Source organism: Alteripontixanthobacter muriae, assembly GCF_013336795.1.
In the GTDB taxonomy this organism is placed as follows: Bacteria; Pseudomonadota; Alphaproteobacteria; order Sphingomonadales; family Sphingomonadaceae; genus Pseudopontixanthobacter; species Pseudopontixanthobacter muriae.
In genome coordinates this window covers 415,598-441,128 of sequence record NZ_JAAFZT010000035.1, presented here as the reverse complement: position 1 = coordinate 441,128, position 25,531 = coordinate 415,598, and the positions used below count along the sequence as shown (strand labels likewise).

At 60.2% G+C, this 25,531-nt stretch carries 24 protein-coding genes and 2 pseudogenes; 9 read left to right on the top strand and 17 right to left on the bottom strand.

What is annotated here, in order from left to right; translation table 11 throughout:
- Positions 1 to 410 precede the first annotated feature (410 nt).
- On the top strand, positions 411 to 986 hold the full coding sequence (locus G7A66_RS12070; RefSeq protein WP_174295876.1) for an acyloxyacyl hydrolase: 576 nt from the start codon (positions 411 to 413) through the stop codon (positions 984 to 986).
- 189 nt (positions 987 to 1,175) lie between these two features.
- Here G7A66_RS12070 and G7A66_RS12065 read toward each other — a convergent pair.
- The 7 genes and pseudogenes from G7A66_RS12065 to G7A66_RS12040 form a co-directional block, all read right to left on the bottom strand.
- Positions 1,176 to 2,063, bottom strand: a pseudogene (locus G7A66_RS12065) (ADP-ribosylglycohydrolase family protein).
- On the bottom strand, positions 2,024 to 2,170 hold the full coding sequence (locus tag G7A66_RS14665; protein ID WP_408609263.1) for a hypothetical protein: 147 nt from the start codon (positions 2,168 to 2,170) through the stop codon (positions 2,024 to 2,026). Before G7A66_RS14665 ends, G7A66_RS12065 begins: the two are co-directional and overlap by 40 nt.
- Positions 2,171 to 2,332: 162 nt before the next feature.
- Positions 2,333 to 3,004 (bottom strand): glutathione S-transferase N-terminal domain-containing protein, encoded by a 672-nt coding sequence (locus tag G7A66_RS12060; RefSeq protein ID WP_174295875.1) that lies wholly within the window; start codon positions 3,002 to 3,004, stop codon positions 2,333 to 2,335.
- Entirely contained in the window at positions 2,997 to 3,737 is a 741-nt protein-coding gene (locus tag G7A66_RS12055; protein ID WP_174295874.1) for an SDR family NAD(P)-dependent oxidoreductase, read from the bottom strand. The genes G7A66_RS12060 and G7A66_RS12055 overlap by 8 nt, the downstream gene beginning before the upstream one ends.
- Positions 3,738 to 3,754: 17 nt before the next feature.
- Complete coding sequence (locus G7A66_RS12050; RefSeq protein ID WP_174295873.1) at positions 3,755 to 6,109, bottom strand: TonB-dependent receptor; 2,355 nt, start codon at positions 6,107 to 6,109, stop codon at positions 3,755 to 3,757.
- A gap of 58 nt (positions 6,110 to 6,167) precedes the next feature.
- Complete coding sequence (locus G7A66_RS12045) at positions 6,168 to 6,506, bottom strand: iron-sulfur cluster assembly protein (protein WP_174295872.1); 339 nt, start codon at positions 6,504 to 6,506, stop codon at positions 6,168 to 6,170.
- Entirely contained in the window at positions 6,499 to 7,608 is a 1,110-nt protein-coding gene (locus tag G7A66_RS12040) for an amidohydrolase family protein (RefSeq protein ID WP_174295871.1), read from the bottom strand. The genes G7A66_RS12045 and G7A66_RS12040 overlap by 8 nt, the downstream gene beginning before the upstream one ends.
- A gap of 752 nt (positions 7,609 to 8,360) precedes the next feature.
- On the opposite strand from G7A66_RS12040, the gene G7A66_RS12035 reads away from it, so the two are divergent.
- Positions 8,361 to 8,705 carry a hypothetical protein gene (locus G7A66_RS12035; RefSeq protein ID WP_174295870.1) on the top strand — a complete coding sequence of 115 codons (345 nt, stop codon included), beginning with the start codon at positions 8,361 to 8,363 and terminating at the stop codon, positions 8,703 to 8,705.
- Positions 8,706 to 8,835: 130 nt separating this feature from the next.
- Positions 8,836 to 9,126, top strand: a pseudogene (locus G7A66_RS12030) (integration host factor subunit alpha); the annotation flags it as partial.
- Positions 9,127 to 9,343: 217 nt separating this feature from the next.
- On the opposite strand, the gene G7A66_RS12025 reads toward G7A66_RS12030, so the two are convergent.
- The 6 genes from G7A66_RS12025 to G7A66_RS12000 all read right to left on the bottom strand — a co-directional run bounded on the left by G7A66_RS12025 (position 9,344) and on the right by G7A66_RS12000 (position 15,999).
- On the bottom strand, positions 9,344 to 9,739 hold the full coding sequence (locus G7A66_RS12025) for a PRC-barrel domain-containing protein (protein ID WP_232366836.1): 396 nt from the start codon (positions 9,737 to 9,739) through the stop codon (positions 9,344 to 9,346).
- Between the two features lie 500 nt (positions 9,740 to 10,239).
- Positions 10,240 to 10,689 carry a DUF5681 domain-containing protein gene (locus G7A66_RS12020; protein ID WP_174295868.1) on the bottom strand — a complete coding sequence of 150 codons (450 nt, stop codon included), beginning with the start codon at positions 10,687 to 10,689 and terminating at the stop codon, positions 10,240 to 10,242.
- Positions 10,690 to 11,353: 664 nt separating this feature from the next.
- Complete coding sequence (gene holA / locus G7A66_RS12015; protein ID WP_174295867.1) at positions 11,354 to 12,394, bottom strand: DNA polymerase III subunit delta; 1,041 nt, start codon at positions 12,392 to 12,394, stop codon at positions 11,354 to 11,356.
- A gap of 55 nt (positions 12,395 to 12,449) precedes the next feature.
- Entirely contained in the window at positions 12,450 to 12,980 is a 531-nt protein-coding gene (gene lptE, locus G7A66_RS12010) for an LPS assembly lipoprotein LptE (protein ID WP_174295866.1), read from the bottom strand.
- Complete coding sequence (leuS, locus tag G7A66_RS12005) at positions 12,977 to 15,514, bottom strand: leucine--tRNA ligase (RefSeq protein WP_174295865.1); 2,538 nt, start codon at positions 15,512 to 15,514, stop codon at positions 12,977 to 12,979. Before leuS ends, lptE begins: the two co-directional genes overlap by 4 nt.
- Positions 15,515 to 15,561: 47 nt before the next feature.
- Positions 15,562 to 15,999 carry a DUF3576 domain-containing protein gene (locus tag G7A66_RS12000; protein WP_174296046.1) on the bottom strand — a complete coding sequence of 146 codons (438 nt, stop codon included), beginning with the start codon at positions 15,997 to 15,999 and terminating at the stop codon, positions 15,562 to 15,564.
- Positions 16,000 to 16,436: 437 nt separating this feature from the next.
- Here G7A66_RS12000 and G7A66_RS11995 point away from each other — a divergent pair, with 437 nt between their 5' ends.
- The 5 genes from G7A66_RS11995 to fumC all read left to right on the top strand — a co-directional run bounded on the left by G7A66_RS11995 (position 16,437) and on the right by fumC (position 20,714).
- Positions 16,437 to 17,216 carry a hypothetical protein gene (locus G7A66_RS11995; protein WP_174295864.1) on the top strand — a complete coding sequence of 260 codons (780 nt, stop codon included), beginning with the start codon at positions 16,437 to 16,439 and terminating at the stop codon, positions 17,214 to 17,216.
- Between the two features lie 178 nt (positions 17,217 to 17,394).
- On the top strand, positions 17,395 to 18,117 hold the full coding sequence (gene phbB / locus G7A66_RS11990) for an acetoacetyl-CoA reductase (protein WP_174295863.1): 723 nt from the start codon (positions 17,395 to 17,397) through the stop codon (positions 18,115 to 18,117).
- Positions 18,118 to 18,366: 249 nt separating this feature from the next.
- On the top strand, positions 18,367 to 18,924 hold the full coding sequence (locus G7A66_RS11985) for an OmpA family protein (RefSeq protein WP_174295862.1): 558 nt from the start codon (positions 18,367 to 18,369) through the stop codon (positions 18,922 to 18,924).
- Between the two features lie 93 nt (positions 18,925 to 19,017).
- A complete protein-coding gene (locus G7A66_RS11980) occupies positions 19,018 to 19,242 on the top strand; it encodes a ribbon-helix-helix domain-containing protein (RefSeq protein ID WP_174295861.1) in 225 nt (74 codons plus the stop codon).
- 74 nt (positions 19,243 to 19,316) lie between these two features.
- Positions 19,317 to 20,714 (top strand): class II fumarate hydratase, encoded by a 1,398-nt coding sequence (gene fumC / locus G7A66_RS11975; RefSeq protein WP_174296045.1) that lies wholly within the window; start codon positions 19,317 to 19,319, stop codon positions 20,712 to 20,714.
- Between the two features lie 129 nt (positions 20,715 to 20,843).
- On the opposite strand, the gene G7A66_RS11970 is transcribed toward fumC, so the two are convergent.
- Together G7A66_RS11970 and murA are read right to left on the bottom strand one after the other, a co-directional pair.
- On the bottom strand, positions 20,844 to 21,086 hold the full coding sequence (locus G7A66_RS11970) for a hypothetical protein (protein ID WP_174295860.1): 243 nt from the start codon (positions 21,084 to 21,086) through the stop codon (positions 20,844 to 20,846).
- Positions 21,087 to 21,157: 71 nt separating this feature from the next.
- Positions 21,158 to 22,441, bottom strand: a complete 1,284-nt coding sequence (gene murA / locus G7A66_RS11965; protein WP_174295859.1) for a UDP-N-acetylglucosamine 1-carboxyvinyltransferase — start codon at positions 22,439 to 22,441, stop codon at positions 21,158 to 21,160.
- Between the two features lie 113 nt (positions 22,442 to 22,554).
- Here murA and galU point away from each other — a divergent pair, with 113 nt between their 5' ends.
- Entirely contained in the window at positions 22,555 to 23,430 is an 876-nt protein-coding gene (gene galU, locus G7A66_RS11960; RefSeq protein WP_174295858.1) for a UTP--glucose-1-phosphate uridylyltransferase GalU, read from the top strand.
- A 56-nt stretch (positions 23,431 to 23,486) separates the two neighbouring features.
- Here galU and G7A66_RS11955 read toward each other — a convergent pair whose 3' ends face one another.
- Both G7A66_RS11955 and G7A66_RS11950 read right to left on the bottom strand, forming a co-directional pair.
- On the bottom strand, positions 23,487 to 23,819 hold the full coding sequence (locus tag G7A66_RS11955; protein WP_206675180.1) for a hypothetical protein: 333 nt from the start codon (positions 23,817 to 23,819) through the stop codon (positions 23,487 to 23,489).
- Positions 23,820 to 23,923: 104 nt separating this feature from the next.
- Positions 23,924 to 25,456, bottom strand: coding sequence for an acyl-CoA synthetase (locus tag G7A66_RS11950; RefSeq protein WP_174295857.1), 1,533 nt, complete (start codon positions 25,454 to 25,456; stop codon positions 23,924 to 23,926).
- Positions 25,457 to 25,531 lie beyond the last annotated feature (75 nt).

Here is a 25,531-nt window from a genome sequence, read left to right as displayed (position 1 = left end):
CGGCGCGGGGGCGCTCTTCGCTGCAGGCTTCACCCTGCCCTCGACCGCTTTCATCATGAGCCTTGGATCCTTTGTTTCGGCGCTCATCCTCTTGTGGCTTTTCTATCAGAAGAAGCGATCGCCGGATCGCTCGCCCGCTTAGCGCCTTCAAAGTAAGATAGCGCAGCTGGGCCTAATGGTGACCGCAGAATGGCTTGCCCAAACTAACGGTGCTGCTAGCTAACCTATGATATAATCTGAGGAAAGGAACGTATGCCGGAGATGGTCGGGACACTTACGCGACCAGATGGAAGAGGTAGAATTAGAGCGCACTTGGCGAAGAACTGTTGGAGATCCAGTAATTTTCCTTTCAGCTTGCGGCGGCTTGCATGGCGCTTGACAAACGCCTGCCATTCTCTGGAGTATTTGCCATGTCGCGATCTTTTCGAGCCTCGGGCCTGCGCTCCTTTGCCCACATTGCGATCTTCGGCTCGATTGCCGCCGCGAACCCCGCCGCGAACCCCGCCGCTGCCGGAGAAGTCTATGGCGGAATTTATGCCCATGCTGTCGACACCCCGTTCACCTTCGATACGGAAGAAGGCGGCGTCGACCTTCAGGCAGGCTATCGTTTCGAACGGGCAGAGGCGCTCGCTTTCATCGGCAGCCCGGAGCCATATGTCTTCGCCTCGCTGAACAGCGAGGGGGATACGAATTTCGCAGGCGGCGGGCTCAGCTGGAAGATTGCGGCAGGCCCGGTCTATCTCCGGCCCGGCATCGGCCTCGTCATTCATGACGCGCCCGATTTCCGAATAGATCGTAACAACGAATTTCGGACGGATCTCGGCAGCCGCATCCTGTTCGAGCCGGAGATTGCCATCGGAACCGCTGTTAGCGAACGTTGGAGCGTGGAGGCGAGCTGGGTGCACATCAGCAATGCGCGCCTGTTCAATTCGGAGCAGAACCCCGGCATCGACACCATCGGAATCCGACTGAACTACGGCTTATAACTCAGAGTTCGGATGCTGGTCCATATGCCGGTAAAGTGCGGGCTTGTGAGACGTCCTACAGAACACTCAATTCAGCCATGGTGGTCAGCTCCCAACGAGTTCCGGACAGCGGCACGTACAGAGGTTGCTCAAGGCTAGAATTCTTAACGTTCTCAGGGGACGCGGAGTGCAGCCTGAGGTCCTGCTCTTTCAAGCGATCGCGCCAAGCAAGCTTTGCCAGCCAGCCCTCTGGTATTCCGCTCGCGCCGTAGAGGGCTCCGGCAAGCTGCTCGCAATAACGGCGGTCGTATCGGCATCACCGCCAAGGTTGGCAGCCGTAAGGATAGCTGAGCGGAAATCGTCAGTCCGGCCGATCGACCACAGCGCGGCCTCCAGCGAATGTACGACATAGCCAGAGGGTTCCACATCCTTTGGGGCCTTGCCGCGCCATTAGCCCGACATAATTTTGGCGACCTTTGCTGCATCATTCTCGTTGCGTGGAGAGAGCACCTCGTGGCGAGAGTTTCCAGCTATCGCATCAGCAATCAGCTCCGCGAAGGCCACACAGGCACTGACCGCCTCGGCTGCTCCATGAGTTGTCTGGCTCTGGGCAGCAGTCACTGATGGAATCTTATCGCGTTCTTTCGAGTAGCGGATCGCAACAGGCGCAAGTCGCATCAGCGAGCCATTACCTGCGCTATTTGGATCGGTGCTTCCCGCATAAGGATCGCCTGTTCGCTGCCAGCGGCTGAGCGCAGAGCTCACGGTCATTCCGATGTCGAAGCAGGTGCCGGTGCATGAGTAACTGCCCTCCTCCCGCCCGGCAGTGAAGCGACGCATCAGGTCTGCTGCGTCAAAGTCAGGATGCGCGATCAAGCTATCAGCGAGTGCTAGGGCTATGGAAGTCTCATCGGTCCATTCGCCGGGCTTCAAGCGAGAGGGGCCTCCTCCCTCCATGTCCTCCAGCAACGGGTATGCGTCACGCTGCTTGAACTCGAGGGTCGTGCCAAGCGCGTCACCAACAGCCAGCCCAAGCAGCGCACCAATAGCGTGGCCCTCTACTGCATCAGCATGGGATGAGGGCGACCTTTCCTGCACCTGGCGAGGCTGGGGAGGTATTCTTCCTGTGCTCTCGTCTCGATGGCACCTGGTCTTGCATCCCGCACGCGAATGATTGCTTCTTGCGGAGCAGTTCCAAGTTCCACAAGCAGCCGAGCAGCAACAGTTCCTGCACGGCCGACACCGCCCTTGCAGAATTCATTTTTGAACTAGAGCTTCTCCCTTCTTGAGGGCCGCAGATGATCACTTCAGATTATCATTTCCGCATCCAACTTCGCGACCGGGTGCAGAGCGTCGGTCATGAAGCCTCAAACCGCCACCTCTCCGGCGATATCTACTTGCATGGCCTGCGGTGCGGTTTTCATGAATGAAGGACGCGCTTCCATTTTAAAAACGCACTTGTCGATCGCCCGATGTTTTCCGCGCCACGTCAAGATCGGCAGTGGCGGCGAGATGCCTTCTGCGATGATGAATTCCCAACACAGCAAGGTCGTAGCCAAGGCGATATCGCCTTGGTCGCACTCCAGCTTGCCCCCAGTTCGATGATCGTACAATTTCTCCAAAGCACTCAATCCGCCTTCGATTTTACGTGTTAGTCGATCGACCGTAATTTCCGCTGGTGGATCTCGGTGGACTTCGAATATGAGCGCCTGCGCTATCTCCATTATCCGCTCGCCAAGTGTTCGGCGCCGCATGCAATGGATGCGCGCATCTCGGACCTGAGGCATCAGCGGCGGATCGGGATGCATAATTTCTAACCAATCCACGATCAGGGCTGAATCCCAGACAGGTTCGCCTTTCTCCGGCAGCAGGATCGGCAATTGCTCGAGCGGACTGTGTCGGCGCGTGTGCGTTGCTTCGGCCCACGGCAGGTCATACACCCGCTCGAATGCGATCCCTTTCTCATGTAGCACAACGTCCACTTTGCGCCCGTAAGGACTGGGACCTGCGGTAATCAGCCTGTATGTAAGATCAGACAAGAGTATAACCCCCGTCCACCGCTGTTTCGGTGCCGGTAATGAAGCTTGCTTCGTCGCTGGCCAGGAACAGGGCGAGACTGGCGATCTCTTCAGGTGTACCGATGCGACCCATTAAGGTAGCGTCGATTGCGCCTTGAAGATAATCCTGCGGCATGTTGCGCGTCATGCCAGTATCGATCGCACCCGGCGCGATTGCGTTCACCCGTATTCCCTGGGAGGCATACTCCGCGGCAGTCAGCCGGGTGAGGATCGAAACTCCACCCTTGGAGGCCGAATAAGCAGGTAACGAGGGGAATGCGACGATTGATGCCATCGAACTCGTGTTGATGATCGAACCGCCGCCAGTCTCCAGCATCACCGGAATGGCGTGTTTCATGCCCAGATAAACGCCTGTCAGATTTATGGCAATGACCCGCTCCCACTCATCATCATCATATTCGGCGGTCGGCGCGAGAGGGCCTTGGATACCGGCGTTGTTACACAGAACATCTAACCGCCCAAACTTATCCTTCGCCAAAGCGATCATTTTGCGAACATCGGCTGCCGATGAGACGTCGACCTGAATTGAGAGGCATTGTCCCTCCACTCGGTTAGCCACATCCTCGATCGTATCACTGATATCCGCTGCTATAACCATGGCACCCTCGGCGGCGAAGCGACCGACCATTGCCGCCCCCATGCCGGATGCCGCGCCTGTGACGATGGCCACCTTGTCTTTTAGCCTGTTACTCATGATCAGCTTCTCCCGTGTCAGAAGCGATATTTCGCTTCGATGAGAAAGGTTCGCGGCTCGCCTGGGACCGCGGTGTTAAGGGAGAAAATGTTCGCGAAGCCCACGCCGCCAGTGTAATACACCGTGTCAGTCACGTTCTTGACGATACCAGCCAGGGAAAGCCCCGATTGCTCGTCCTGGATGCCAACCCGCAGATTGACGAGCTCGTACCCAGGAATTTCTGCCCCGCGCGTCAGACTGAGGGCGGTAGAACTGAAGAACGTGCGAGTCTGAGCATATATATCGCCGCGCACGTTCAGGCTTAAACGGTTGGTCAGAGGCGCTTCGAGGTCCGCATACACCACGCCCGACCACTCCGGAGTATCGGGATAAGTGTCGAACTCCGCCGCCGGGTTACCAACCACCTCCACTATGTTCTCGGTAAATTTGGCATCGGTATAATTGACGCTTCCGCCCAATGTTAGCCAAGGCGTAGGCTCGATTGCGCCGTCAAGCTCAACGCCGCGAACTTCCGCTTCGGGTACATTCACGGTGATTGCGACGAGATTGCCGAAGATCTGTGCATAGTAGGCGCGCTGCACATCCTCGATCCACATCTGGTAAGCGGCCAAGTTAAATCGTACCGGCAGGGGCCCATTGGCGCGGTACTTTAATCCTAGTTCGACATCGGTTGCCGTTTCCGGCTCGTACCCACCACCCGCCGCATTACCTGAGCCCTCAACCGGCGGTGCGAAATAGTTAAAACCACCACTGCGGAAGCTTCGCCGATTTTTGGCATAAAGGAGCAGTTCGTCAGAAGCCTCGTAATCCACGCCCAGCGTCCAGCTCAACCCTTTGAACGTGCGTTCCTGATCGAAGTCATATTGCGGCAGCGGACTGGTAACATAGGTGTCATCGGCTGCCCGCTCGAATTTGATATTTTCGATCGTGTAGCGCGCACCTGCCGTGAGTCCGAGCTTTGGGGTCAGTTCATATGTACCTTGGGCGTAACCCGCCGCAGTTTGGTTGGTGAACCTGCCATTGTTGATCTGTTCGGTTGGCGGGGAGATGGGGCGGAAATCAAAGATGATGCTTTGCGATCGGGTCTCATCGGTTTCGTAGGAGAGAAAGATACCAGCCACGTAGTCGAGCCGGCCTTCGGCGATTTCCCCGAGCACCTGCAACTCATTACTATATTGCTCGATGACTCCCGCGCGTCCGTCCGGACCATTGGCATCGCCGCCGAACGGCGTGCCATCGAATTCGCCGGCCCCGGCAAAGTCGGTGCGCACGAAGCCAAACACATTTTTTAGCTCAGTTTCCTCGCCGATATCGAATGTAGTGATATTAGACACTATCCACTTGTTCTGGCGATAAAAATTTGGCGAGTCCACATCGACGGTATACGGCCCGCGAGCTTCTTGCTTCTCGGCAAAGGCAATTAGTCCCTCGGGGTCGACCTTTGGGTTGGCCGCCAAATAGGCATCAAAGGTGCCCGGTCCGAATGCCTGGTCAACCAAGGGCGAAAATAGAAAGTTGAACGGCACGAAGGCAGGTTCACCTAAGGGGAGTACGTTATAGACCACGCTGGAAAGGCTTTTGCCGTCGCTATGGCCGTAATCGACAACTAGATCGTTGCGGAGACCGGGGCTCGGCTCGAAGGCGAGACTGGCACGTAGGCCTTCCTTGCTTACTTCACCCAGAAACTCATCACGAAAAAGGTTAAATTGGAAACCGTCTCGGCGCTGCAGGAAACCCGCGATTCGCAATGCGGCGGCACCGTCCGCAGCGAGCGGCAGGTTTATTGCTCCTTCGATTTGCAGCGCGTCATAGTTTCCTACCCTCACGGTGGCGAACCCATTGAAGTAGTCGTCCGGCCGCTTGCTGGTATAAAGCACCGCCCCGCCAGTCGCATTGCGACCGAATAGTGTGCCTTGCGGCCCCTTGAGAACCTGCACTGACTCTAGATCATACAGGGAAGTGCCACCCACTCCCCCCACCTGGACTTCATTGAAGTAAGGTAGCACGCTAGGGCGCGAGCTGGAAAACGGATCGACCGATTGGCCGCGCAAGGAAAAGTTTAGCTGATTGTCGTTCTGCCCCGTTTTCACGATCAGGCCGGGAGTTACGGCCTGCAGATCCGCCTCGGTGACGATCGCCAGTTCCTGCAATACTTCAGCAGTGACGACGGTGACCGCGACGGGTGTCTTGGAAAGATCCTCAGAGCGACGCTGGGCCGTGACAATGATCACCCTGCCGTCGATTGCCTCATCTTGCTCGGTCGCAACTTCGGAGGCCGGTTCGGCGATGGTTTGGGCGCCGGCCTGCGCAACTGGCAGCGTCAGGAGGCTGGCTCCTGCCAGCAAGCGACAAACTTTGTTAGAATCTTTCATGCTCTCTCCCCATAGTCCCTGTCTACTTGCGGGATCTTCGGCTCATCCATTCAGGCTCTCAGATGCTTAGGGTCGCCAAAGCCTCCTGCCGCCGAGTTTCCGCTGCTGGATCGATGTTGCGCGGCGACCAATCGAGCCCCTGATCTGCAGTCATTTCCACGCTGCGGACCTCAGGCAGATCAGAAACGATGCGCATGGCCTCTTTCTTGAAAAAACCGATCATGTGGCAGAAAGGCGAAGTCAGCCGAAGGGCAATGGTCACATCGCCCCGATCGGAAATCGACACGCTCTTGACCAAGCCCATCTCGGAAATGCCCATTCCGTAGCCCGCAGCAAGACTGCAGGGATCCTTGATCTCGTCCAGCGCAATGCGAATTTGCTGCTCCAGATCAGGCATAGATCGTCTCCCCGCGATTCATATGGGACAAGGTGGAAAAAGGAGCTGCCGGTGCCGCACCTTCCGAACGCGAGAATTGGTCGTTTTTGACGCCTTCCTTAATCGCCGCCAGATCGAGGTCGTGCAGGCGAGCGAAATTATTCGCCAAGATGTTGGCCTTGTCCTGTTCGGTTAGCTGGCGAATAGGCTTGAAGAGCCCCGCCTGATCGAGCAGGTCCTCCGGGAATTCAAACCGGTCGAACGCTTCGAGCGCGGGCTGGTTATGAGCTAGGGTGCCGCCGGTGCCCCAGAACATCCGGTCCAGCATATCCGATCCGCCGACCCGGCAAAGACCGAGCACTGTTTCGGCGAAAGCGCGCGGGCGCCGTTCTACCAAAATGTTCTGTATTTCCATGTTGATGGCAATGTTGCCGAAGCGCGCCAGCAACCACGCGGTCTCCTCCAGAAAGGCGAGACCTCCGTGGACGATCTCGAAATTAAGGTCAGGGAAATCGGTTGCAGCGAGTTCGAGATCGCCTGGATTGTATGCATCGCCTACGGCAAACGGCCCGATCGGCACCGCTTTGTGCACCGCGACAGTCTTGATGCCTTGCCGCTGCGCGGCTTCGTAGAGCGGGTAAATCAACTTGGGGTCGTTCATGCGCCAGCTGACCGGCTTTTGTCCGTCCCAACTAGTGGGATATAGTTTGAGGCCCAGCGGTTTCAGCAATTCGGCCTGAACCGCAATCGCCTCGACCGCCTTGCCTTCCAGCAGCGGATCAACACAGGCGTAGGCTCCTATAAAGCGGCTTGGATATGTCTCGAGTGCTTCTGCCGCCTTTTCCACGGAAGAGTAGCCGTCCTTGAAGGCCGCGATCGCAAGCGGATGCATTACCGCCACATCAGTGTCACTTTCGCCAAACACGAAATTGGCAACATCCGGAATTTGCCAGTCGATCAGGTAATCTTCGCGCTTCATCGCGTAGCGGGGGTTGGGCGGGTCGGCAGCAAGGTGGTAGGCCAATTCGACCATCGCTTCTCCCAATACGGGATCAGCCCAGTTGGAGGGCAGGTGATTGTAGGCATGCACGACCGCGTCGATCACGAACTTTCCGCCGATCATCTTTTCTTCTCCAGTCAGTGTTTGATCTTGATTCGAGAAGCTGCGCCAATCGCTTTTAAATGTCAACGTGGCTGTTGATTCCGGCCAGAAATCGATTTTTTTGTGGCTGGGCGCCGGACGCTCGTCGCGTAACTCGAGAGCAAACGGTCAACGCCAATGTTGACTTTTTCCTGTCAGAAACAGCTCGGAGCGGCTAAAGAAATGATGGACATCTCGACAGGTGGATGGACGGCAGCTTCAGCACTGGTTAGCTCAGGTGGTGTCCGCCGGAGCCACAATCAGCTGCAGATTTGGCCGCCGCGCTAACGATGTTTCGAGAGCAAAGCGATTTCTAAGCCGAAAACCCCCGAACCAATGCGCGCGCGGCGATTTGGCAAGGAAACTTCTAGCTATGGACCGATCCACCGTTAATCTGCGAGAAGGCGCCGTCCAGTGCTCGTTATGTGGTGACCTGCTGAGTTCACCGTAGAGGCGAGGTGCAAGATCGGAGGCAGTTCTAGTCCTAAACAGGATTATCATCCTCAGGGTGGAGGCTGAAGGCCATCATCTCCTGCTCTTTAGTGGTCCGAAACGCCAAGAGGTGCTTGATTGCTCTTCAATCGCCTTCCCTCGCCATCTGAACCAAATCCTTGGCCACGGCTTCACCTTGGAGAAATCGCTTTGTGCGGCCGTTCTCGTTGATCACGACAAAGCGGTCTGTCGCATCACCCTTCCGCGCACATCAATCATCGTTGCTTGGCGCAGCGATAGCTGTGAACGTGTTTGCTCGGGTTGGAACCGATCGGCTTGCGCTGATCGGGGCAGCAGCCCCGGTGGGCGTATTCTTCAATTCGGGCGGCGTCGCGTTCTACGCTCTCCTCGCTGAGGCTTTCCCTGCAGAATTGCGCGGACGCGGCATCGGCTTCGGAGTGGGCGTGGGAAGAGCGGGCGCAGCTTTCGGCCCCGCCGGCGCGGGGGCGCTCTTCGCTGCAGGCTTCACCCTGCCCTCGACCGCTTTCATCATGAGCCTTGGATCCTTTGTTTCGGCGCTCATCCTCTTGTGGCTTTTCTGTCAGAAGAAGCGATCGCTGGAATTGCCGCTGGTGGGCCGCCTCTAAGGAGAACGGCAGCGCAGCAGCGGCTGGCGCCGAGCAAAGAATGGCTTGCCGAAACTGACAAGGCGGCTAGCTTGATCTATGTTAGGGTCGGATGGACAGGCCACGCAGAGGGCTAGGCAAGGGAGAATGTATGACGGAGATGGGCGGTACACTTACGCGAGCGGATCTTGCAGACACGATAAACAAGCGAATGGGTTTCTCCCGTGCCGAGAGCCTCCAGCTGGTTGAGAGCGTTCTCACACACATGTGCGGTTCTCTTTCGAGCGGTGAAAATGTGAAGATAACCGGCTTCGGCAGTTTCATCCTGCGGGACAAAGCCGAACGCATCGGCCGCAATCCGAAGACTGGAGTAGAAGCGCCGATTACCTCGCGCCGCGTCCTCACCTTCAGGCCGAGCCTGTTGCTGAAGCAGCGGATTGCAGCTGCTGCCGCCAGCGGGCGAGTAAGCAGCCGCAGCCGCGCCTCTAATCGGCGGACACCATTTCTCTCATCGCAGCTGGATGCCCGCTGACGAGCGCGCTGCGGTCCGTTTGGATCCATCTCCGCTTTGCAGAGAGCTGGCTTTCAGAAAATGCGATCCCATCCTGCACGAACAAAGAGGGCGGCCGAAGCCGCCCTCTTTTCCAAGAATCAAGTGATTAGTACGCGACGCCGTAATGGCTGTAGACTCGCTCACCATATTGGCGATTGAAGTCAGGCTCAGAGGCGGGCTTGTAGGATGGGGCGTCCTTCAGCCTGTCCTTGTCGATCATGACCTGGTAACCGCCCTTGTCGGTGTCGTAATCAAGCACTTCCCACGGCAGCGGGTAGTGGTCTTCGCCCATTCCGAGCATGCCGCCAAAGCTCATGACTGCATATTCGACGCGGCCGTTTCTCTTGCCGACCATGAAGTTCTCGATCTTGCCGAGCTTTTCGCCCTTGTGGTTGTAGACGGCGGTGCCTTCGACCTTGTTGGAGGCAATAAGATTGTTCGTCTCGTCGCGGGCCAATGTCCTGGTTTTTTCCGTCCTGGTTTTTTCCATGATGTCGACCATGTTTGGTTTCTCCTGATTTTGTGTGAGATGGCGTCTTAAGGAGCGCGTCGACGCGCCTCCTTCGCCGTTAGCGCTTTGCAGCGCCTCGTATACTTAACCAATGGACGCGCCGAGGGTCCGTTCCGCTTTTCGGAGGCGAACTCGGCAAGGCGAGAGCCTCGCAGGACAGAGCGTGAAAAAAGCTTTGTAAATAGACACTTGTTGCTGAGGCGGCACAGAAGTGGTGGAGCACGGTAGCTTTGCGCCGGGACATGTAACTCCGCTTGCGCAGCATGCCCTCGGCCCAAAGCCCTCACCGCGGTAATCATGCGCCAATCAGCAAATCCGGCGCTTGCAACCTGTCCGGCACAGCGTTCTACCCGCCCGCATGCACATGCCCTCTTTTATCCTTTCATTAGATACGAACACCGCCGATATAGCTTCGCGGCGGTAACGCTTGACTGCACCCGGGCCTGTATCTGCGAAACTAGGCTTGCTCCGCACACTGCACAGCTCCGTTGCTAACCCTTCAGGAACATAGCCAGCTGCTCTTCGCTGCAAACCTTTTTGAGGCGCGCCAGCAGTTCAAGGTCTGCCTCGCTTACTGTACTTTTGGCGGGCGGCTCAGCCTTCTGGCGCATTCCAGCGAAGACCCCAAGCTCCTCCATCTTGGCAAGTATGCTCAACAATTCCTTGGGCTTCGCCGCCGGGAGCGCGCCAACAAGCGCCTGTACCACGGCCTCGTAGCAAGATGCACTCACGTCTTTTCCATTTGGTCCCGGAACCATGGTCTTGGCGCTCAGGGCATCGCCGATCTGCTCAAAGAGATGTTTTGGAACCTCAGGACGCTTGCGGGGGCGGCCGGCGGGATTGCCGCTGAACCCCTGCCTAAATCGACCATTTTCATCGCGAGGCTTGGCGCTGCCCTGAGAGCTCATGCTCTTCTTTTTAACATTAATCGTGAAACTCATTTGCAAACCTCCAGAACGAAACACCAAAACCTCACCTCCCAATAAGGGAGACATGATCTGACGCTTCCTTCCGTGGCAGCCACTCAAGGCCGGTCAGAGAGCGCCCAAGACGAGACGCCTGCCTTGTAATGGATCAGAGGTTACCACGGTCCACAAGGGAAATTTTTCGCCGCAGGACAAAGCGCGCTGATAGCATCACCGCCAGAACAAATTAAGACAGGTTGAAGGCCAAATGCCCTTGGTTCAGACGGGCGTCTGTCCGCCGAAACCGCGATCCGGACAGACATGAGGCGCCTGGACAGGCGTGGGACAAGAATCAGCCCCTGCACCTTCCTGATCCCCGTGCTGTTACCCCCCTGATCAACGCCTGTTTTGCACCTGTTGTGAAACCTGTTCTGGCCCACCTCGCGGCCTGCCAATTGCCTGTTAAAAACGGCGGATTTCTGAGGCAGACCGACCCGCGCTCTCTTCCAGCTAGGCGCAAATCACTGCGAAAACAGGGAAAACAGGCCGCCCCCCTCGCGCGATAACGCCACCTTGCGCGCGTCCGGCCGATCAGCAGCCTACGCTCACGGCAAGCGAATGTGCCGAAACATACGTCACCCTGCGGTCGTTGGTGGCGCCGGTTCCTACCCGTTGCATGCAGTCTCTCAGGCTGCTCGCCCTATCGCCGGCGCGCCTGTCCGGCGGCTGCCCGGGCGATGGTGGTCAGCCCCTGCGCCAGCAGCATCTCACCCGCCACGCTGTTGCCCAGCAAGGCGCGGTGCAGCTCGAGCAGACGGCTCACCAGCCTGCCCATCTGAGGACCGTGCCACGCCTTCAACTGGCGGGAAATATCACCTTTGTCCTTCCAGAATATCCGCCGCGCCTTGCTTTCGCTTTCGATCACATCCGCGATTGACCCGTCCGCGCCGATCCGCGCCGAGATCTGCCCCAATTGCGCGACACGTCGTTCAACGGCCAGGAGGACACCGACAGGGTTGAGGGAGAGTTCCCGCATCCGGGTCAGTTCGCCAGGCAGGCGCGCTGTATCGCCCGACAGGGCCGCATTGACGAGCGGCATGAACCCGTCCTCATCCGTCTTCGCGCCGATTGCCAGCAGCGCTTCTGCATCGGCCGGTTTGGGCGAAGCTGGAGATGCGTCAAGATAAAGGGCCAGCTTCTCCACTTCGGAACGGGCCAGGCGAATATCCATGCCTGCGCCGCGCGCGATGCGTTCGGCAATGTCGCCGTTCAGTCGCAGCCCAGCGCCATCGGCGATTTCGCGCACCGCTGCGGTCAACGATCGCAGGTCGGGAGGATAGAACATGGCCACCAGCGCATCGGCGCGCTTTTCGAGCAGCTTCGCCGTACGCGATTTGTCGGTGGCGGATGTCGCCACGATCAGGACAGGGCAAGCATCGCCGGTTCCATCGATCAGATTGGCGACGGCATCGTGCACCTCGTCGCCGCTGCTGCGGACGTAGATGTGCCGGTTGCCGCCGAACAGGGAGCGCGAGCGCGCTTCGTCGCCCAGCAGAATGGGTTCGCGCTTCAGGTCGGCGCCGGAAAGGTCAATCCGTTCGCCGGGATCGGCAAATAGCGAGATGATCTTTTGCGCGGCGGCGGCAGCGCCGGCTTCATCCGGCCCGCAGAAGAAGAACACACCGCATTGCGATGCTGCGCGGGATGCCGTGCCGGCGAAATTGGCCTGCGTCGCCTTCATGTCGCAACAGTCCCGCCGCAGATCTGCAGCGTCGGCCCCTTCATCGCCCGCGCTCTCATGGGCTCTCGTTGGCGGGCCGGTTGATGGCGATGGCGAGCCGGGTCACAATGCGGTCGGCCACATCCCGCGTCAGGTTCTCGAGCGCGGTCTGCTCCGCCGCGATGGTCGCATACTCGCTCGAAACGACATCGATGCCCGCATCGCTGCCGGCCGTGGCATCCAGCAGCACCGTGCCTTCCGCCAGATCGACGAGGCGGTAGCGTGCCCGCAGGCTCCGCCTTTCGCGGCCGACCGTGTCGTTGCTCAACACGCCGAGCGCTTCGAGATTATCGTCCAGAATGACGTCGAGTCTGTATCGTGTGTCGTTTTGCGGACCGGCATTGCCGAGCCGGTCGTTCAACGCGCCCTGCATCAGATAACCGGCGCGGCCCGGGATCGGCGATACGCTGATGGATTGCAGGACCTGCGCCGTGACGCCGCTCGCTCCGCCTGTATACATCGGCCGCAGGCCGCATCCGGCCATAGCCAGCGGCAGGAGGCACAGCAGCAAGCGCCGAAGCAGCAGTTGGCGGCGCGAATAGATCATGCGACGATGTTCACCAGGCGGTCCGGCACGACGATCACTTTCCTTATCTCTGCCCCGCCGAGGCTACGCTGAACCTTATCGCTGGCGAGCGCAAGCGCCTCCAGTTCCTCTTTCGCCAGCCCTTTGGCAACGGTCAGCGTGTCGCGCAGTTTGCCCTTCACCTGCACGGCGATGGTGACCTCGTCCTCCACCAGCAGCGCGGGATCGACCTTCGGCCAAGGGGCATCGGCGATCAGGCCTTCGCCGCCATGCATCGCCCATGCTTCTTCGGCGAGATGCGGCATCATCGGCGCGACGAGGCGGATCATGGTGCGGATCGCCTGTGTCCGGCTGGCAGACGGCGCGGCCTTGTCGATAGCGCCTGCCAGTTCATAAAGCCGCGCCACCGCCTTGTTGAAGGAAAGCGCCTCGATATCGTCGGCGATGGCAGCAGTGGTCTGATGAGTCTTGCGGTCGAGCGCCTTGTCCTCGCCCGTGGCATCATCGTCCACTTGCCCGAACAGCCGCCATGCGCGCTGCACGAAGCGCCAGCAGCCTTCGATGCCCGCTTCCGACCACGGCAGGTCGCGTTCGGGCGGGCTGTCGGACAGCATGAACCAGCGCACGGCGTCGGCGCCGTATTGCGCAACGATGGCATCGGGGTCGACGACGTTCTTCTTCGATTTCGACATCTTGATGACGCGGCCGATCTCGACCTCGCCGCCATCGGCAGACAACAGCGCCCGTTTCGCTTCGCGGCTGATCTCGTCGGGCGCGTAATACACGGTCTTGCCGCCTGCCATCCGGCTGTAGGTCTCGTGCGTGACCATGCCTTGCGTGAAAAGCGAGGCGAAAGGCTCCTTTACGTCGATCATGCCGATGCGATTGAGCGCACGAGTCCAGAAGCGAGCATAGAGCAAGTGCAGGATCGCGTGTTCGACGCCGCCGATATATTGCTCCACCGGAAGCCATTTCGCGACTTCCTCCGGATCGAACGGCCGGTTGTCGGGCTGACTGGCGAAGCGGAGGAAATACCACGAGGAATCGACGAATGTGTCAAGCGTGTCGGTTTCGCGCATCGCCTCGCCGCCGCATTGCGGACAGGCGACATGCTTCCAGGTTGCATGGCGCTCCAGCGGATTGCCGGGCACGGAGAAATCGACATCCTCGGGCAAGGTAACCGGCAGTTGGTCCCTCGGCACCGGCACGACCCCGCAAGTGTCTCCGCTGTCATCGCCGCAATGGATGAACGGAATCGGCGTGCCCCAGTAACGCTGGCGCGATACGCCCCAGTCGCGCAGGCGCCACACCGTCTTGCCCTCGCCCCAGCCATCGGCTTCTGCCTGATTGATCACGGTGCGAATGGCGTCATCGACGCTCATCCCGTCGAGCTTGCCCGAATTCACGATGCGGCCGTCGCCAGCTTCGGCTTCGCCAGCGAAAGGTGCATCGGCATCGGTACCTTCCGCCGCGACGACCCGCAGTACCGGCAGGTTGTATTTCGTCGCGAATTCGAAATCGCGCTGATCGTGACCGGGCACGCCCATAACCGCCCCGGTGCCATAATCCATCAGCACGAAATTAGCGATGTAGACCGGCAGGCGGCGCGATTTGTCCATCGGGTGAAGCGCAGTGATGCCCGTGTCGAACCCCAGCTTCTCGCCCGCCTCGATCTCCGCTGCCGTGGTGCCGCCGCGCTTGCACAGATCGACGAACGCCTGCGCCTCGGCACTTTCTTCTGCCACGCACCGGGCCAACGGATGGTCGGCTGCGACCGCAACGAAACTCGCGCCGAAGATCGTATCGGGACGGGTCGAATAGACCTGCAGGCGCTCGCCATTCGACAGGTCAAAGGAGAATCCCAGCCCGCGGCTCTTGCCGATCCAGTTTTCCTGCATCAGCCGCACCTTTTCGGGCCAGTTTTCCAGATCGCTCAGACCGTCCAGCAGGTCATCGGCGAAATCGGTGATCTTGAGGAACCACTGGTTCAGCTTGCGCTTCTCGACCTCGGCTCCGGATCGCCAGCCCTTGCCGTCAATCACCTGTTCGTTGGCCAGCACGGTCATGTCGACCGGGTCCCAATTGACCTGCGCCTGCTTGCGATAGACGAGGCCGGCCTCGTACAAATCGAGGAACAGAGCCTGTTCATGGCCGTAATATTCGGGATCGCAGGTGGCGAATTCGCGCGTCCAGTCCAGCGCGAAACCGATGCGCTTCAGCTGCGCCTTCATGTTGGCGATATTATCGCGCGTCCAGCCGCCGGGATGGACATTCTTTTCCATTGCGGCATTCTCGGCCGGCATCCCGAAGGCGTCCCAGCCCATCGGGTGCAGCACTTCGTGACCAGTCATCCGCTTGTAGCGGGCCAGGACGTCGCCCATCGTGTAATTGCGGACATGGCCGATATGGATGCGCCCCGAGGGATAGGGGAACATCTCGAGCACATAGCTTTTCGGCTTGGCGCTGCCGGTATCGGCGGTGAAGGTGCCCGCCTCGTCCCACGCGCGTTGCCAGCGCCCGTCGGCCTGCGACGGATCGAAACGCGTATCGGTCATGGTTGCCCCCGGGGTAAGTTCCGCCCGCAGCCGGGCGCGTCAGGATGTCAGTTGGCGATTGCCTGGCGGCGCAGCGTGCGTGCCTTGGTCAGGATGATGTCTTCCAGCTTCTGCACGGTTGCGGCCTGGACCGGTGCATCGACCCAAGCGCCGCCTTGCGTCACCTGACGGCTGGCGGCGACGCGCACGGCATCGGCGCGCAGGTCGCGGTCGAGGATCGACACCGTCATCTTCACCCGCTCACCCGGATTGCCGGGGTTCGCATACCAGTCGGTCACGATCACCCCGCCCGCGCTATCGGCCTGAAGCAAGGGCGCGAAACCCACTGTCTCCAGCGCTGCGCGCCAGAGGTAGGAGTTCACCCCGATGGTAGACACCTGCGCCGCAGCGAGATCCGCCTGCGGCCGTTCGTTGCCGGCACAGGCGGCGAGGCTGGCCGCGACCGAGATGGCGACGGCAGCGCGAACCAGCGGGCCATTGGACATGGAGCGGAATATGGAATTGGCGTTCATGACGATCCTGATTGCAAAATGATGCCCGCGCGAGGGCTTCGCCTGTTGCGGGCTTCTATAGACTGCATGGCGCACCCGGCAAGCCTTCGCACCACAGGCACGAAGCCAGCGAGTGCTTGCTGAAACCTGATTGGGGCTGGCCGCACTGAATGATGGCTTAATTGCAGTCGCTTTGAAGACGAAAGCAGATGGGGTTGTGGATAGATCGCAACAGTCACCGGTAAATGCTGACAGCCCGCTTGTATTTTGTGGCGCAGGGGCAGGTGACGGCCTAGTCTTGATACAAGAACAACGCGTTCCTGCGGAGTCGTAGGAACAGCAAACCAGATTTAAGGAACCGTTCAGCGGTTCCTGTGTCTAACAACAGGGCGCATTTTGCGCATCATGGCGAAGGGCTGCAAGCGAACGACATGGCAAATCCGCGCTCCTCGAAAAGTTTCGGTGCTTTTGCGCCGGCTCTGTTCGTGGCCGCCGGCCTTGTAGCTGCCATTCCCGCCGCCAGCCTCGCGTTGCCCGGCAACAATCCAGCCGTGAGCCTTGTGAGCCGCGGCGGGGCTGAATTCGCGCCCTTCACGCCGGCCAACGTCGATCCCGCTCTTGCCGCGCGCGTCGCGCAAAGCCTGAACGAAAAAGGTCAGGCGATGCGGTTCACTCCCGCAGGTTCGCTGAATGCTCCCGACCGCGCCATGACCGTGGCCGTTCGGGTGGATGACCGCACCGCACGTGCCATATCGATGCGTGCTGCCATTCAGTCTGCACGCGGTGCATCCGGTCTTGGCACGAAATCGACCGTTGCCGTTCTGGCGGTTGCGCCGATGCGCTACAATCTGGGCGTAGCGCGCGGCTATCAGACTTTCTCCAAGCCCATCGAACTGCCCTCGGGCGTTCGCGAATCGCGCATGCCCGATCTCTCGGCTTTCCGTCCCGATAACGGCGCGGACGACAAGCCTGGCCGGTTCCAGCCGCGTATAGCGCTGGAGAGCGACGATACGGCAGCCGGGCGTGCACCCCGGACCCTGGAAGGGCTTGGCGAACAGAGCGTGGATCTTGGCGGAGCCTATCGCCTCGCACCCAATCTGAACGTGACCGCAGGCGTTCGTCTTTCTCAGGATCGCGACCGCCTTGCTCCGCTGACCGATGGTGTCGAAGACGACAAGGCGGTCTATGTGGGCACCCAGTTCCGGTTCTGACCTGGCCGGGTTCGCCCACTCCGCTTTACCTTTCATGACGTTACAGCAAGCGGCCCGCCGCCCTGCCGCTGCGCTCCTTCCATTTCCTTTGTAACTCGCGGCGAAGCGCGCAATAAGCTGACCTGGGCATCCGAGCAAAAGCCGGAGCCTGTAGAGGATGCAGGAAGGATCAGCGACAATGACGCGAGTGGCAATCGTTACCGGGGGAACACGAGGGATCGGCAAGGCGATCTGCACGACCCTGCGCGACAAGGGCTATACAGTGGCCGCGAGTTACGCCGGCAATGACGAGGCCGCGCGCAGGTTCAGCGACGAATTCGGCGTAAGAAGCTTCAAATGGGACGTTGGCGACCATCAGGCGTGCCTCGAAGGGTGCCAGCTAGTCAGCGAAGAACTGGGGCCAGTCGAGATCGTCGTCAATAACGCGGGCATCACGCGCGACGGCACTCTGCACCGGATGAGCGTTGACGATTGGGACGAGGTCATGCGGATCAATCTGGGCGGTTGCTTCAACATGGCGAAAGCCTGCTTCCCCGGAATGCGCGAGCGCAAATGGGGCCGTATCGTAAACATCGGATCGATCAACGGGCAGGCGGGCCAATACGGACAGGTCAATTACGCCGCCGCCAAATCCGGCATTCACGGGTTCACCAAGGCCCTGGCGCAAGAGGGTGCGCGGGTCGGCGTTACCTGCAACGCCATCGCGCCGGGCTATATCGACACCGACATGGTGGCCGCCGTGCCCGAGCCGGTCCTGGAGAAGATCGTCGCGCAGATCCCCGTCGGCCGATTGGGCCAGGCCAGCGAGATCGCCCGCGGCGTCGCCTTCCTGTGCGCCGAAGAAGCCGGCTTCATCACGGGATCGACCCTGAGCATCAATGGCGGCCAGCACATGTATTGATGGTCCCGGCGCCATGCAAACTTCGTTCGTGGCAGGCGCAGCGGGAGCGATGATCGTGGTGCCTCATTCTGCATCCACGGCCCTGTCGCCCTTTAAACGCTGCTGTTTGCCTGTCTCCGCCGCGGTACATTCGTCAAAGCATCGCGGCGCGAACCGGTTACAGGCAAGAGAACGGCTACAAACTCAAGGGGAAAACAGATGGCGTAGATTCCGGTAGAAAGGAAATCGAGCTTCGCGTGGCTCTGGATATTGCTCGCATTGCTCCTGGCCGCGCTGCTGCTGTGGTGGATTTTGGGCAGCGACGACGATCAGGTCGAAGACGAAGTGCTGGTCGAAGCGGCCACCGAAGAAACGGCGATCGTCGATGATGCCGCACCTGCGGAAACAACAGGTACGGGCATGGCGCTGACCGCAGAGACGGTCGAGCAGGCGAACCAGCGTATGCTGGAGCGATTGAGGACAAATCCTGATACCACGCCGCGCGTCTATCATGCCTTCGATTCGGCTGAATTGACGAGCGGCGCACGCGCCATTCTCGACTATCTGGTCGAAAACCGCCCGGAAGCAGTTTCGGAAAGCTTTGCGCTTTCCGGTTTCGCCGATCGTGCCGCGCCGGTCCCCTACAATCGCCAATTGTCTGGGCAACGTGCAGAGCAGGCGCGGCAATATCTTGCATTGCAGGGCGTCGAAACTGCCCAGATAGATGTCGAAGCGGAAGGCGAAATGCCGCCGCTGGTCGAAACCGGTGACGGCATGAGAGAACCGCTCAATCGCCGCGTCAGGGTAGAAATGGCCGATTACGAGTAGAATGGAATGGGAAATGCGCTCGCAGCGGTGCATCTCCCATCCCCTGTTTCGGATGTGTTGAGCTTCGGCCCCCTACTGGGCTAGAATGCTTCGGTGAGCACGCCCTTCCATCCGCCGGTCAAGCGCTCCGTCGAAATTGCCGGGCACAAGACATCGATCAGCCTCGAACCCCTGTTCTGGGATATGCTGCGCGAAGCAGCTACCGAGATGCGCCTGCCCCTCAATGCGCTCGTCGCGCGGATCGATGCCGAACGCCTCCAAGCCGAGGTGCCGCCGGGCCTCGCAGGTGCGATCCGCATCTGGCTGGTCGCGCGTTAGAGAACATGACGGAACACCGCCGGCAGTTCGCCCGTTCCGCCGATGACCTTCCAATTTCATCGACGAGGCAAGACATGGCCGAAATGCGCAGCGAAACCGATACCATGGGCGAAGTGCAGGTTCCTGCCGACCGCTTGTGGGGCGCACAGACGCAGCGCAGCCTGGAGAACTTCAAGATCGGCGGCGAGACCATCCCGGATGGCATCGTGCATGCGCTGGGCCGCGTGAAGCGGGCGGCGGCACGCACCAACAATCGCCTGGGATTGCTCGACGACAGATTGGCCTATGCGATCGTCCATGCCGCAGGAGAGGTCGCCGACGGCACGCTCGACGAACATTTCCCCTTGGTCGTCTGGCAGACCGGATCCGGCACGCAGAGCAACATGAATGCGAATGAGGTGATCGCCAACCGCGCGAATATCACGCTGGGCGGTGAAGCAGGATCGAAGAGCCCGATCCACCCAAACGATCACGTCAACATGAGCCAATCTTCAAACGATACCTTCCCGACCGCCATCAACATCGCTGCAGTGCTGGCGTTGAAGCATGATCTGCTGCCGGCAATGCAGGCGCTGCATGCGGATTTGCAGTCCAAGGCGGAAAAGTGGGACGACATTGTCAAGATCGGCCGCACCCACACGCAGGACGCTACCCCGCTAACGCTCGGTCAGGAATTTTCCGGTTACGGTGCGCAGGTCGCCGCCGGTATCGAGCGCATCGAGGCCAGCCTCCCCGGACTGTACCGGCTGGCGCAGGGCGGCACGGCGGTCGGCACGGGCCTGAACGCGCCCAAGGGATTTGCAGAGGAGTTTGCCTCCGCCATAGCAGACGACACCGGCTTGCCATTCGTGACTGCGCCCAACAAATTCGCCGCGCTGGCATCGCAGGACGCCTTGCTGTTTGCTCATGGCGCGTTGAACACGCTGGCGGCTGGGCTTTACAAGATCGGGAACGACATTCGCCTGCTCGGGTCCGGTCCCAGATCAGGCTTGGGCGAACTGGCGCTGCCAGCGAACGAACCCGGCTCGTCCATCATGCCGGGCAAGGTCAACCCGACCCAGGTCGAGGCGCTGACACAGGTCTGCACCCAGGTGTTCGGCAATCATGCCGCGATTACGTTCGCCGACAGCCAGGGCCAGTTTGAACTGAACGTCTATCGCCCGGTCGTCGGTTACAATTTTCTCCAGAGCACGCGCCTGCTGGCGGATGCGGCAAACAGCTTCACCACGAACCTTCTTGCGGGGCTGGAGCCACGGCGGGACAACATCGCGCGAGGCGTCGAAAACTCGCTCATGCTCGTGACCGCGCTGGCTCCCTCGATCGGCTATGACAAGGCGGCGGCGATCGCCAAAACGGCGCATGAGAAAGGCCAGACTTTGCGTGAGGCTGCAATCGCCAGCGGCGATGTTTCGGGCGAGGAATATGACCGTGTGGTAAGACCGGAAGCGATGCTGGGACCGGATCGCGACTAGCGGGCTGGTCGGGTAACCGGCTCGAAAGGATCCGAAAACAAGCCAGATCTACAATGCTGCACCTGCACCAGGCAACAGAAAGGGCGCTCCATCAGATGATACAGCGCCCCATATCAATCTGTTTTCAAGTCAGTAGGTGGCGGGCGGATCGCTTGCGGGAAAGCTTTCGTCGCTCGCTTCGTCAGTACGCGTCCATGTCGTTGCCGCCCCGTCGCGCATGGCACCCGGACCGGAATCGCGCACTTGCGACACATTGGTATTTCCCGGCTGACCCGCAGCGAAAGCCGCATTGTCCGGATTCTTGTTCTTCGTGTAATATTTGTAACCCGCGTAGCCGAGAGTACCCAGCGCGGCCATTTTCAACAGACCCATAATATACCTGCCTTTCTTGCCAACTTAACGCGGCAGGAAGGCAAAGGGTCCGGGCCGAGACCGCAAACGATCTATTCGTCGCCAATGCGTTCAATATCCGCGCCTGCCTGCGCCAGCTTCTCCTCCAGCCGCTCATACCCACGGTCGAGGTGGTAGATGCGACGGACCTGCGTTTCGCCCTCTGCCGCAAGACCGGCAATGATCAGGCTCATCGATGCGCGCAGGTCGGTCGCCATCACCTCTGCCCCCGTCATCCTGTCGACGCCGTGGACGATCGCCGTCCGCCCGGAGGTTTCGATATGCGCGCCCATGCGCGCCAGTTCGGGGACATGCATGTAGCGGTTTTCGAAGATCGTCTCGGTCAGCACGCTGGTACCTTCCGCGCGGCAGAGCAGCGCCATCAGCTGCGCCTGCATGTCGGTGGCGAGGCCGGGGTAAGGTGCGGTCGACAGATTGACCGGCTTCAGCGGCCCGTCGGCGGTGATGCGAATGCCGGTCTTCTCCACCTCGCAAATGACGCCGATGTTCCGCAGGGCGTGCAGGGTTGCCGCCATTTCCTTTTCCTTCGCGCCTTCCAGCAGCACGTCGCCGCCCGTGATCGCGGCAGCGCAGGCGTAGGAGCCGGCTTCGATCCGGTCGGGCATGACCTTGTAGGTCGTACCGAACAGCCGCTTCACACCGTGGATGGTCAGATCGCCGGAGCCGATATCCTCGATCTCGGCACCCATCGCGACCAGCAGATTGCAGAGATCGACGATTTCCGGCTCACGAGCGGCATTGAAAAGACGGCTCGTGCCATTCGCCAGCACCGCCGTCATCAACGCGTTCTCCGTCGCGCCTACCGACACCACTGGGAAAGTGAAATCACCGCCCGGAAGGCCGCCATCGGGCGCAGCTGCCCTGACATAGCCTTGGGCCAGTTCGATTTCGGCACCGAGCGCTTCCAGAACCTTCAGATGCAAGTCGATCGGCCGGTTGCCGATGGCGCAACCGCCCGGCAGCGAAACCGTCGCCTCCCCTGCACGCGCCAGCAGGGGGCCGAGCACCAGGATCGAGGCGCGCATCTTGCGCACCAGATCATAGGGCGCGACTGTCGAGGTCAGCCGCGGTGCCTCCATCGTGACGACCCGACCGAAATCCTCGGGCCGCTTGCCCGCGACCGTGGTCGATGCGCCGAATTGTGTCATCAGATGCTGGAAGCCATCTATGTCAGCGAGACGCGGCAGGTTCCGCAGGGTCAGCGGTTCCTCTGTCAGCAGGGCGCAGGGAATCAGCGTAAGCGCCGCGTTCTTCGCGCCGGAGATGGGGATGGTGCCGGACAGCCTCTTGCCGCCGCGAATGATGATCTTGTCCATCGCGCCATCGTGTAGACTGAATGCCGCGAGGGGCAAGCGGTGGCACGCAAAAAACCTTGCAAAGCAATGTACATTTATTGACGCGCCGTGCAGTCCGCCTATCATTCCCGGCAATGACAGAACATCGCCCGATCAAGAAAGCCGTCTTCCCCGTCGCAGGACTCGGCACCCGGTTCCTTCCCGCCACCAAGGCCGTGCCGAAAGAAATGCTGCCCATCGTTGACCGGCCGCTGATCCAGTACGCCGTGGACGAGGCGCGCGAGGCAGGCATCGAACAGATGATCTTCGTCACCGGCCGGGGCAAATCGTCGATCGAGGATCATTTCGACATCGCTTACGAGCTCGAAGCAACCATGGCCGAGCGCGGCAAGGACATGTCCCTGCTGGAAGGAACGCGGCTGATGCCCGGCAATTGCGCCTATGTCCGTCAGCAGGAGCCGCTCGGCCTCGGCCATGCCGTTTGGTGCGCGCGCGACATCGTCGGCGACGAACCCTTCGCGGTCCTGCTACCGGATGAGCTGATGTGGGGCCGCCCCGGCTGCCTGAAGCAGATGGTGGATGCCTATGCCCGCACCGGCGGCAATCTGATCAGCGTCATCGAAGTGCCGGATGACGAGGTGTCGAACTACGGAGTCATCCATCCCGGTGACGAGGACGGAGCATTGACCGAAGTCCGGGGACTGATCGAAAAACCCGCGGTCAAGGACGCGCCTTCGAACAAGATCGTGTCGGGGCGCTACATTCTCCAGCCTGAAGTTATGCAAACCCTGCAGGGGCAGGAAAAAGGCGCAGGCGACGAGATCCAGCTGACCGATGCGATGGCGAAAATGATCGGTAACCAGCCGTTCCATGCCGTGACTTTCGACGGGTCGCGCTATGATTGCGGAAACAAGGCGGGCTTTGTCGAAGCGACCCTGGCCCTGTCACTGCAACGCGACGACATCGGGTCGGAAGTAAGGCAGATTGCAGAGCGGCTGCTGGCAGGATAATCCGCGAAGGGTACTCGCCAGCAGCCGAAGGCATCGGCAGCACGCAGCGCGTATAATCAGTCGACCCGAAAATCCACGATGCGGCCATCGCTGCGGAAAATGCAGCTGAAACGCCGTTCGTACCGATCCCGCGTCAAGACGCGGCCATCGACGCGAACGATATCGCGGCTGGTCTGCCTGACGTCGGAAATCGCTACACGGCCATAGCGGGCAGCTTCACGTCCGCAGGCATCGGCAGCGGCCCTTTCGAACCGGTCGTTGTCATTTCGCACATTCCCGCCAAGGACCGAACCGAAGATGCCGCCCAAGGGGCTGCCGCCAACTCCGGCGGCGCATCCGCCCAGCAGCATCGTTCCGGCCACAAGGACAGGTAAAATTCCGTTCTTCATTGAAGCTCTCCAACAGCGTGTTCTCGCCACGCCACCTTCGTGCCAAGTTAAAGGACTACGATCACACCCCAGCCTTCGTTCCGCAGCTTTGGCATGATCTCAGCCTAGGCATCGGCCCGCGCAGCATATTCATCGCGCAATTCGCGCTTGTAGAGCTTGCCATTCGCCTCGCGCGGCAAATCGGGGCGAAAGTCGATTCGCCGCGGCAGCTTGATCCGGGAAAGGTCGGCAGCGAGGAAGTCGCGCAATTCCGCTTCCAGCGCTTCGCCTGCCTCGCCCATGTCCATCGGCTGGACGATGGCGACCACTTCTTCGCCAAGATCGTCATGCGGCGCACCGATCACCGCCGCATCTATCACCTTGGGGTGCGTGACGAGCAGATTCTCGATCTCCTGCGGATAGATGTTCACACCGCCCGAAATGATCATGTGGCTCTTGCGGTCGGTCAGGGTCAGAAAGCCGTCCTTGTCGACATGACCGATGTCGCCCAGCGTCATCCATCCGCTAGCATGCATCGCATCGGCGGTTTTCTCCGCATCATTGTGATAGGCCGGAAGACGCGCATTTTCGAAATACACCAGCCCGTCGGTGCCAGCCGGCACCTCTTCTCCATCCGGTCCGCAGATGTGAACCGTGCCATAGATTGCCCGGCCGACCGACCCTGGATGATCGAGCCAGTCCTCGCTCTTGATCAGGGTCATGCCGATGCCTTCCGACCCGGCGTAATATTCGGTGACGATCGGTCCCCACCATTCGATCATCTGCCGCTTCACCGGGACCGGGCACGGCGCCGCGGCGTGAATGGCGCGCTGATGGCTGGACAGGTCGTATCGCTGCCGGACCTCTTCAGGCAGTTTCAACATGCGGATGAAATGCGTCGGCACCCACTGGCTGTCCGTGACAGCGTATTTCTCGATGGCCGACAACGCTGTTTCGGGATCGAATTTTTCCATCACCACGACAGTTCCGCCCAGCCGGTGGACGGTGGTGCACCACCCCAGCGGGGCCGCGTGATAGAGCGGCGCAGGTGACAGATAGGTCATGTCCCCATCGGCGGGCCAGCCAGCCCCCATCACGGCAAGGCCGACCAGCGGCACGCCTTCTGTCACGTCCTGCGACTCAGGCGGGGCTGGGCGAATGCCCTTGGGCCGGCCAGTGGTGCCGGAACTGTAAAGCATCGTCATACCGGTAGCAGGATCTGCAATCGGCGTGTCAGGCTGCTTTTCGAGCGCCCTGACGAGAGAGTCCTCGCCCTCTTCGCCCAGCACGAGCACCGGCAAATCGGGGCATCGTTCTCGAACTCCGTTCAGGACCTCTGCATAAGCGATGGAGGCGATCAGCAGCTTGCTGTCGCTGTCCTCGATCATATAGGCGATTTCGCTGGCGGTCAGGCGGGTCGAGATCGGCACCATCATCGTGCCGGCGCGCTGCGAACCCCAGACGAGGTCGAAATAGCGCGCGTGGTTCTCCATCAGGACCGCGAAGGCGTCACCGGCCTTCAGCCCGCGATCCCGCAGCAGATGGGCGGCGCGGTTGGCCCGGCGGTCCATTTCGGCGTAACTGACCGTCTCGCCGCTTTCCGCCATGATGATAGCGGGTTGATCCGCTCGGCCCTGCGCATGTATTATCGGGTGCATATTTTGTCCTCTCCACCCGGCAGACTAATCAAGGCCGAGCAGCGGACAAGCAAAAAGGCGGCCGGATCGCTCCGC

Coding starts and splice junctions, on each gene's coding strand:
- G7A66_RS12070 (WP_174295876.1), top strand. CDS start 411: ATGTCGCGATCTTTTCGAGCCTCGGGCCTGCGCTCCTTTGCCCACATT.
- G7A66_RS12055 (WP_174295874.1), bottom strand. CDS start 3,737: ATGAGTAACAGGCTAAAAGACAAGGTGGCCATCGTCACAGGCGCGGCA.
- G7A66_RS12050 (WP_174295873.1), bottom strand. CDS start 6,109: ATGAAAGATTCTAACAAAGTTTGTCGCTTGCTGGCAGGAGCCAGCCTC.
- G7A66_RS12045 (WP_174295872.1), bottom strand. CDS start 6,506: ATGCCTGATCTGGAGCAGCAAATTCGCATTGCGCTGGACGAGATCAAG.
- G7A66_RS12040 (WP_174295871.1), bottom strand. CDS start 7,608: ATGATCGGCGGAAAGTTCGTGATCGACGCGGTCGTGCATGCCTACAAT.
- G7A66_RS12025 (WP_232366836.1), bottom strand. CDS start 9,739: ATGGTCGACATCATGGAAAAAACCAGGACGGAAAAAACCAGGACATTG.
- G7A66_RS12020 (WP_174295868.1), bottom strand. CDS start 10,689: ATGAGTTTCACGATTAATGTTAAAAAGAAGAGCATGAGCTCTCAGGGC.
- holA (WP_174295867.1), bottom strand. CDS start 12,394: ATGAAGGCGACGCAGGCCAATTTCGCCGGCACGGCATCCCGCGCAGCA.
- lptE (WP_174295866.1), bottom strand. CDS start 12,980: ATGATCTATTCGCGCCGCCAACTGCTGCTTCGGCGCTTGCTGCTGTGC.
- leuS (WP_174295865.1), bottom strand. CDS start 15,514: ATGACCGATACGCGTTTCGATCCGTCGCAGGCCGACGGGCGCTGGCAA.
- G7A66_RS12000 (WP_174296046.1), bottom strand. CDS start 15,999: ATGTCCAATGGCCCGCTGGTTCGCGCTGCCGTCGCCATCTCGGTCGCG.
- G7A66_RS11995 (WP_174295864.1), top strand. CDS start 16,437: ATGGCAAATCCGCGCTCCTCGAAAAGTTTCGGTGCTTTTGCGCCGGCT.
- phbB (WP_174295863.1), top strand. CDS start 17,395: ATGACGCGAGTGGCAATCGTTACCGGGGGAACACGAGGGATCGGCAAG.
- fumC (WP_174296045.1), top strand. CDS start 19,317: ATGGCCGAAATGCGCAGCGAAACCGATACCATGGGCGAAGTGCAGGTT.
- G7A66_RS11970 (WP_174295860.1), bottom strand. CDS start 21,086: ATGGGTCTGTTGAAAATGGCCGCGCTGGGTACTCTCGGCTACGCGGGT.
- murA (WP_174295859.1), bottom strand. CDS start 22,441: ATGGACAAGATCATCATTCGCGGCGGCAAGAGGCTGTCCGGCACCATC.
- galU (WP_174295858.1), top strand. CDS start 22,555: ATGACAGAACATCGCCCGATCAAGAAAGCCGTCTTCCCCGTCGCAGGA.
- G7A66_RS11955 (WP_206675180.1), bottom strand. CDS start 23,819: ATGAAGAACGGAATTTTACCTGTCCTTGTGGCCGGAACGATGCTGCTG.
- G7A66_RS11950 (WP_174295857.1), bottom strand. CDS start 25,456: ATGCACCCGATAATACATGCGCAGGGCCGAGCGGATCAACCCGCTATC.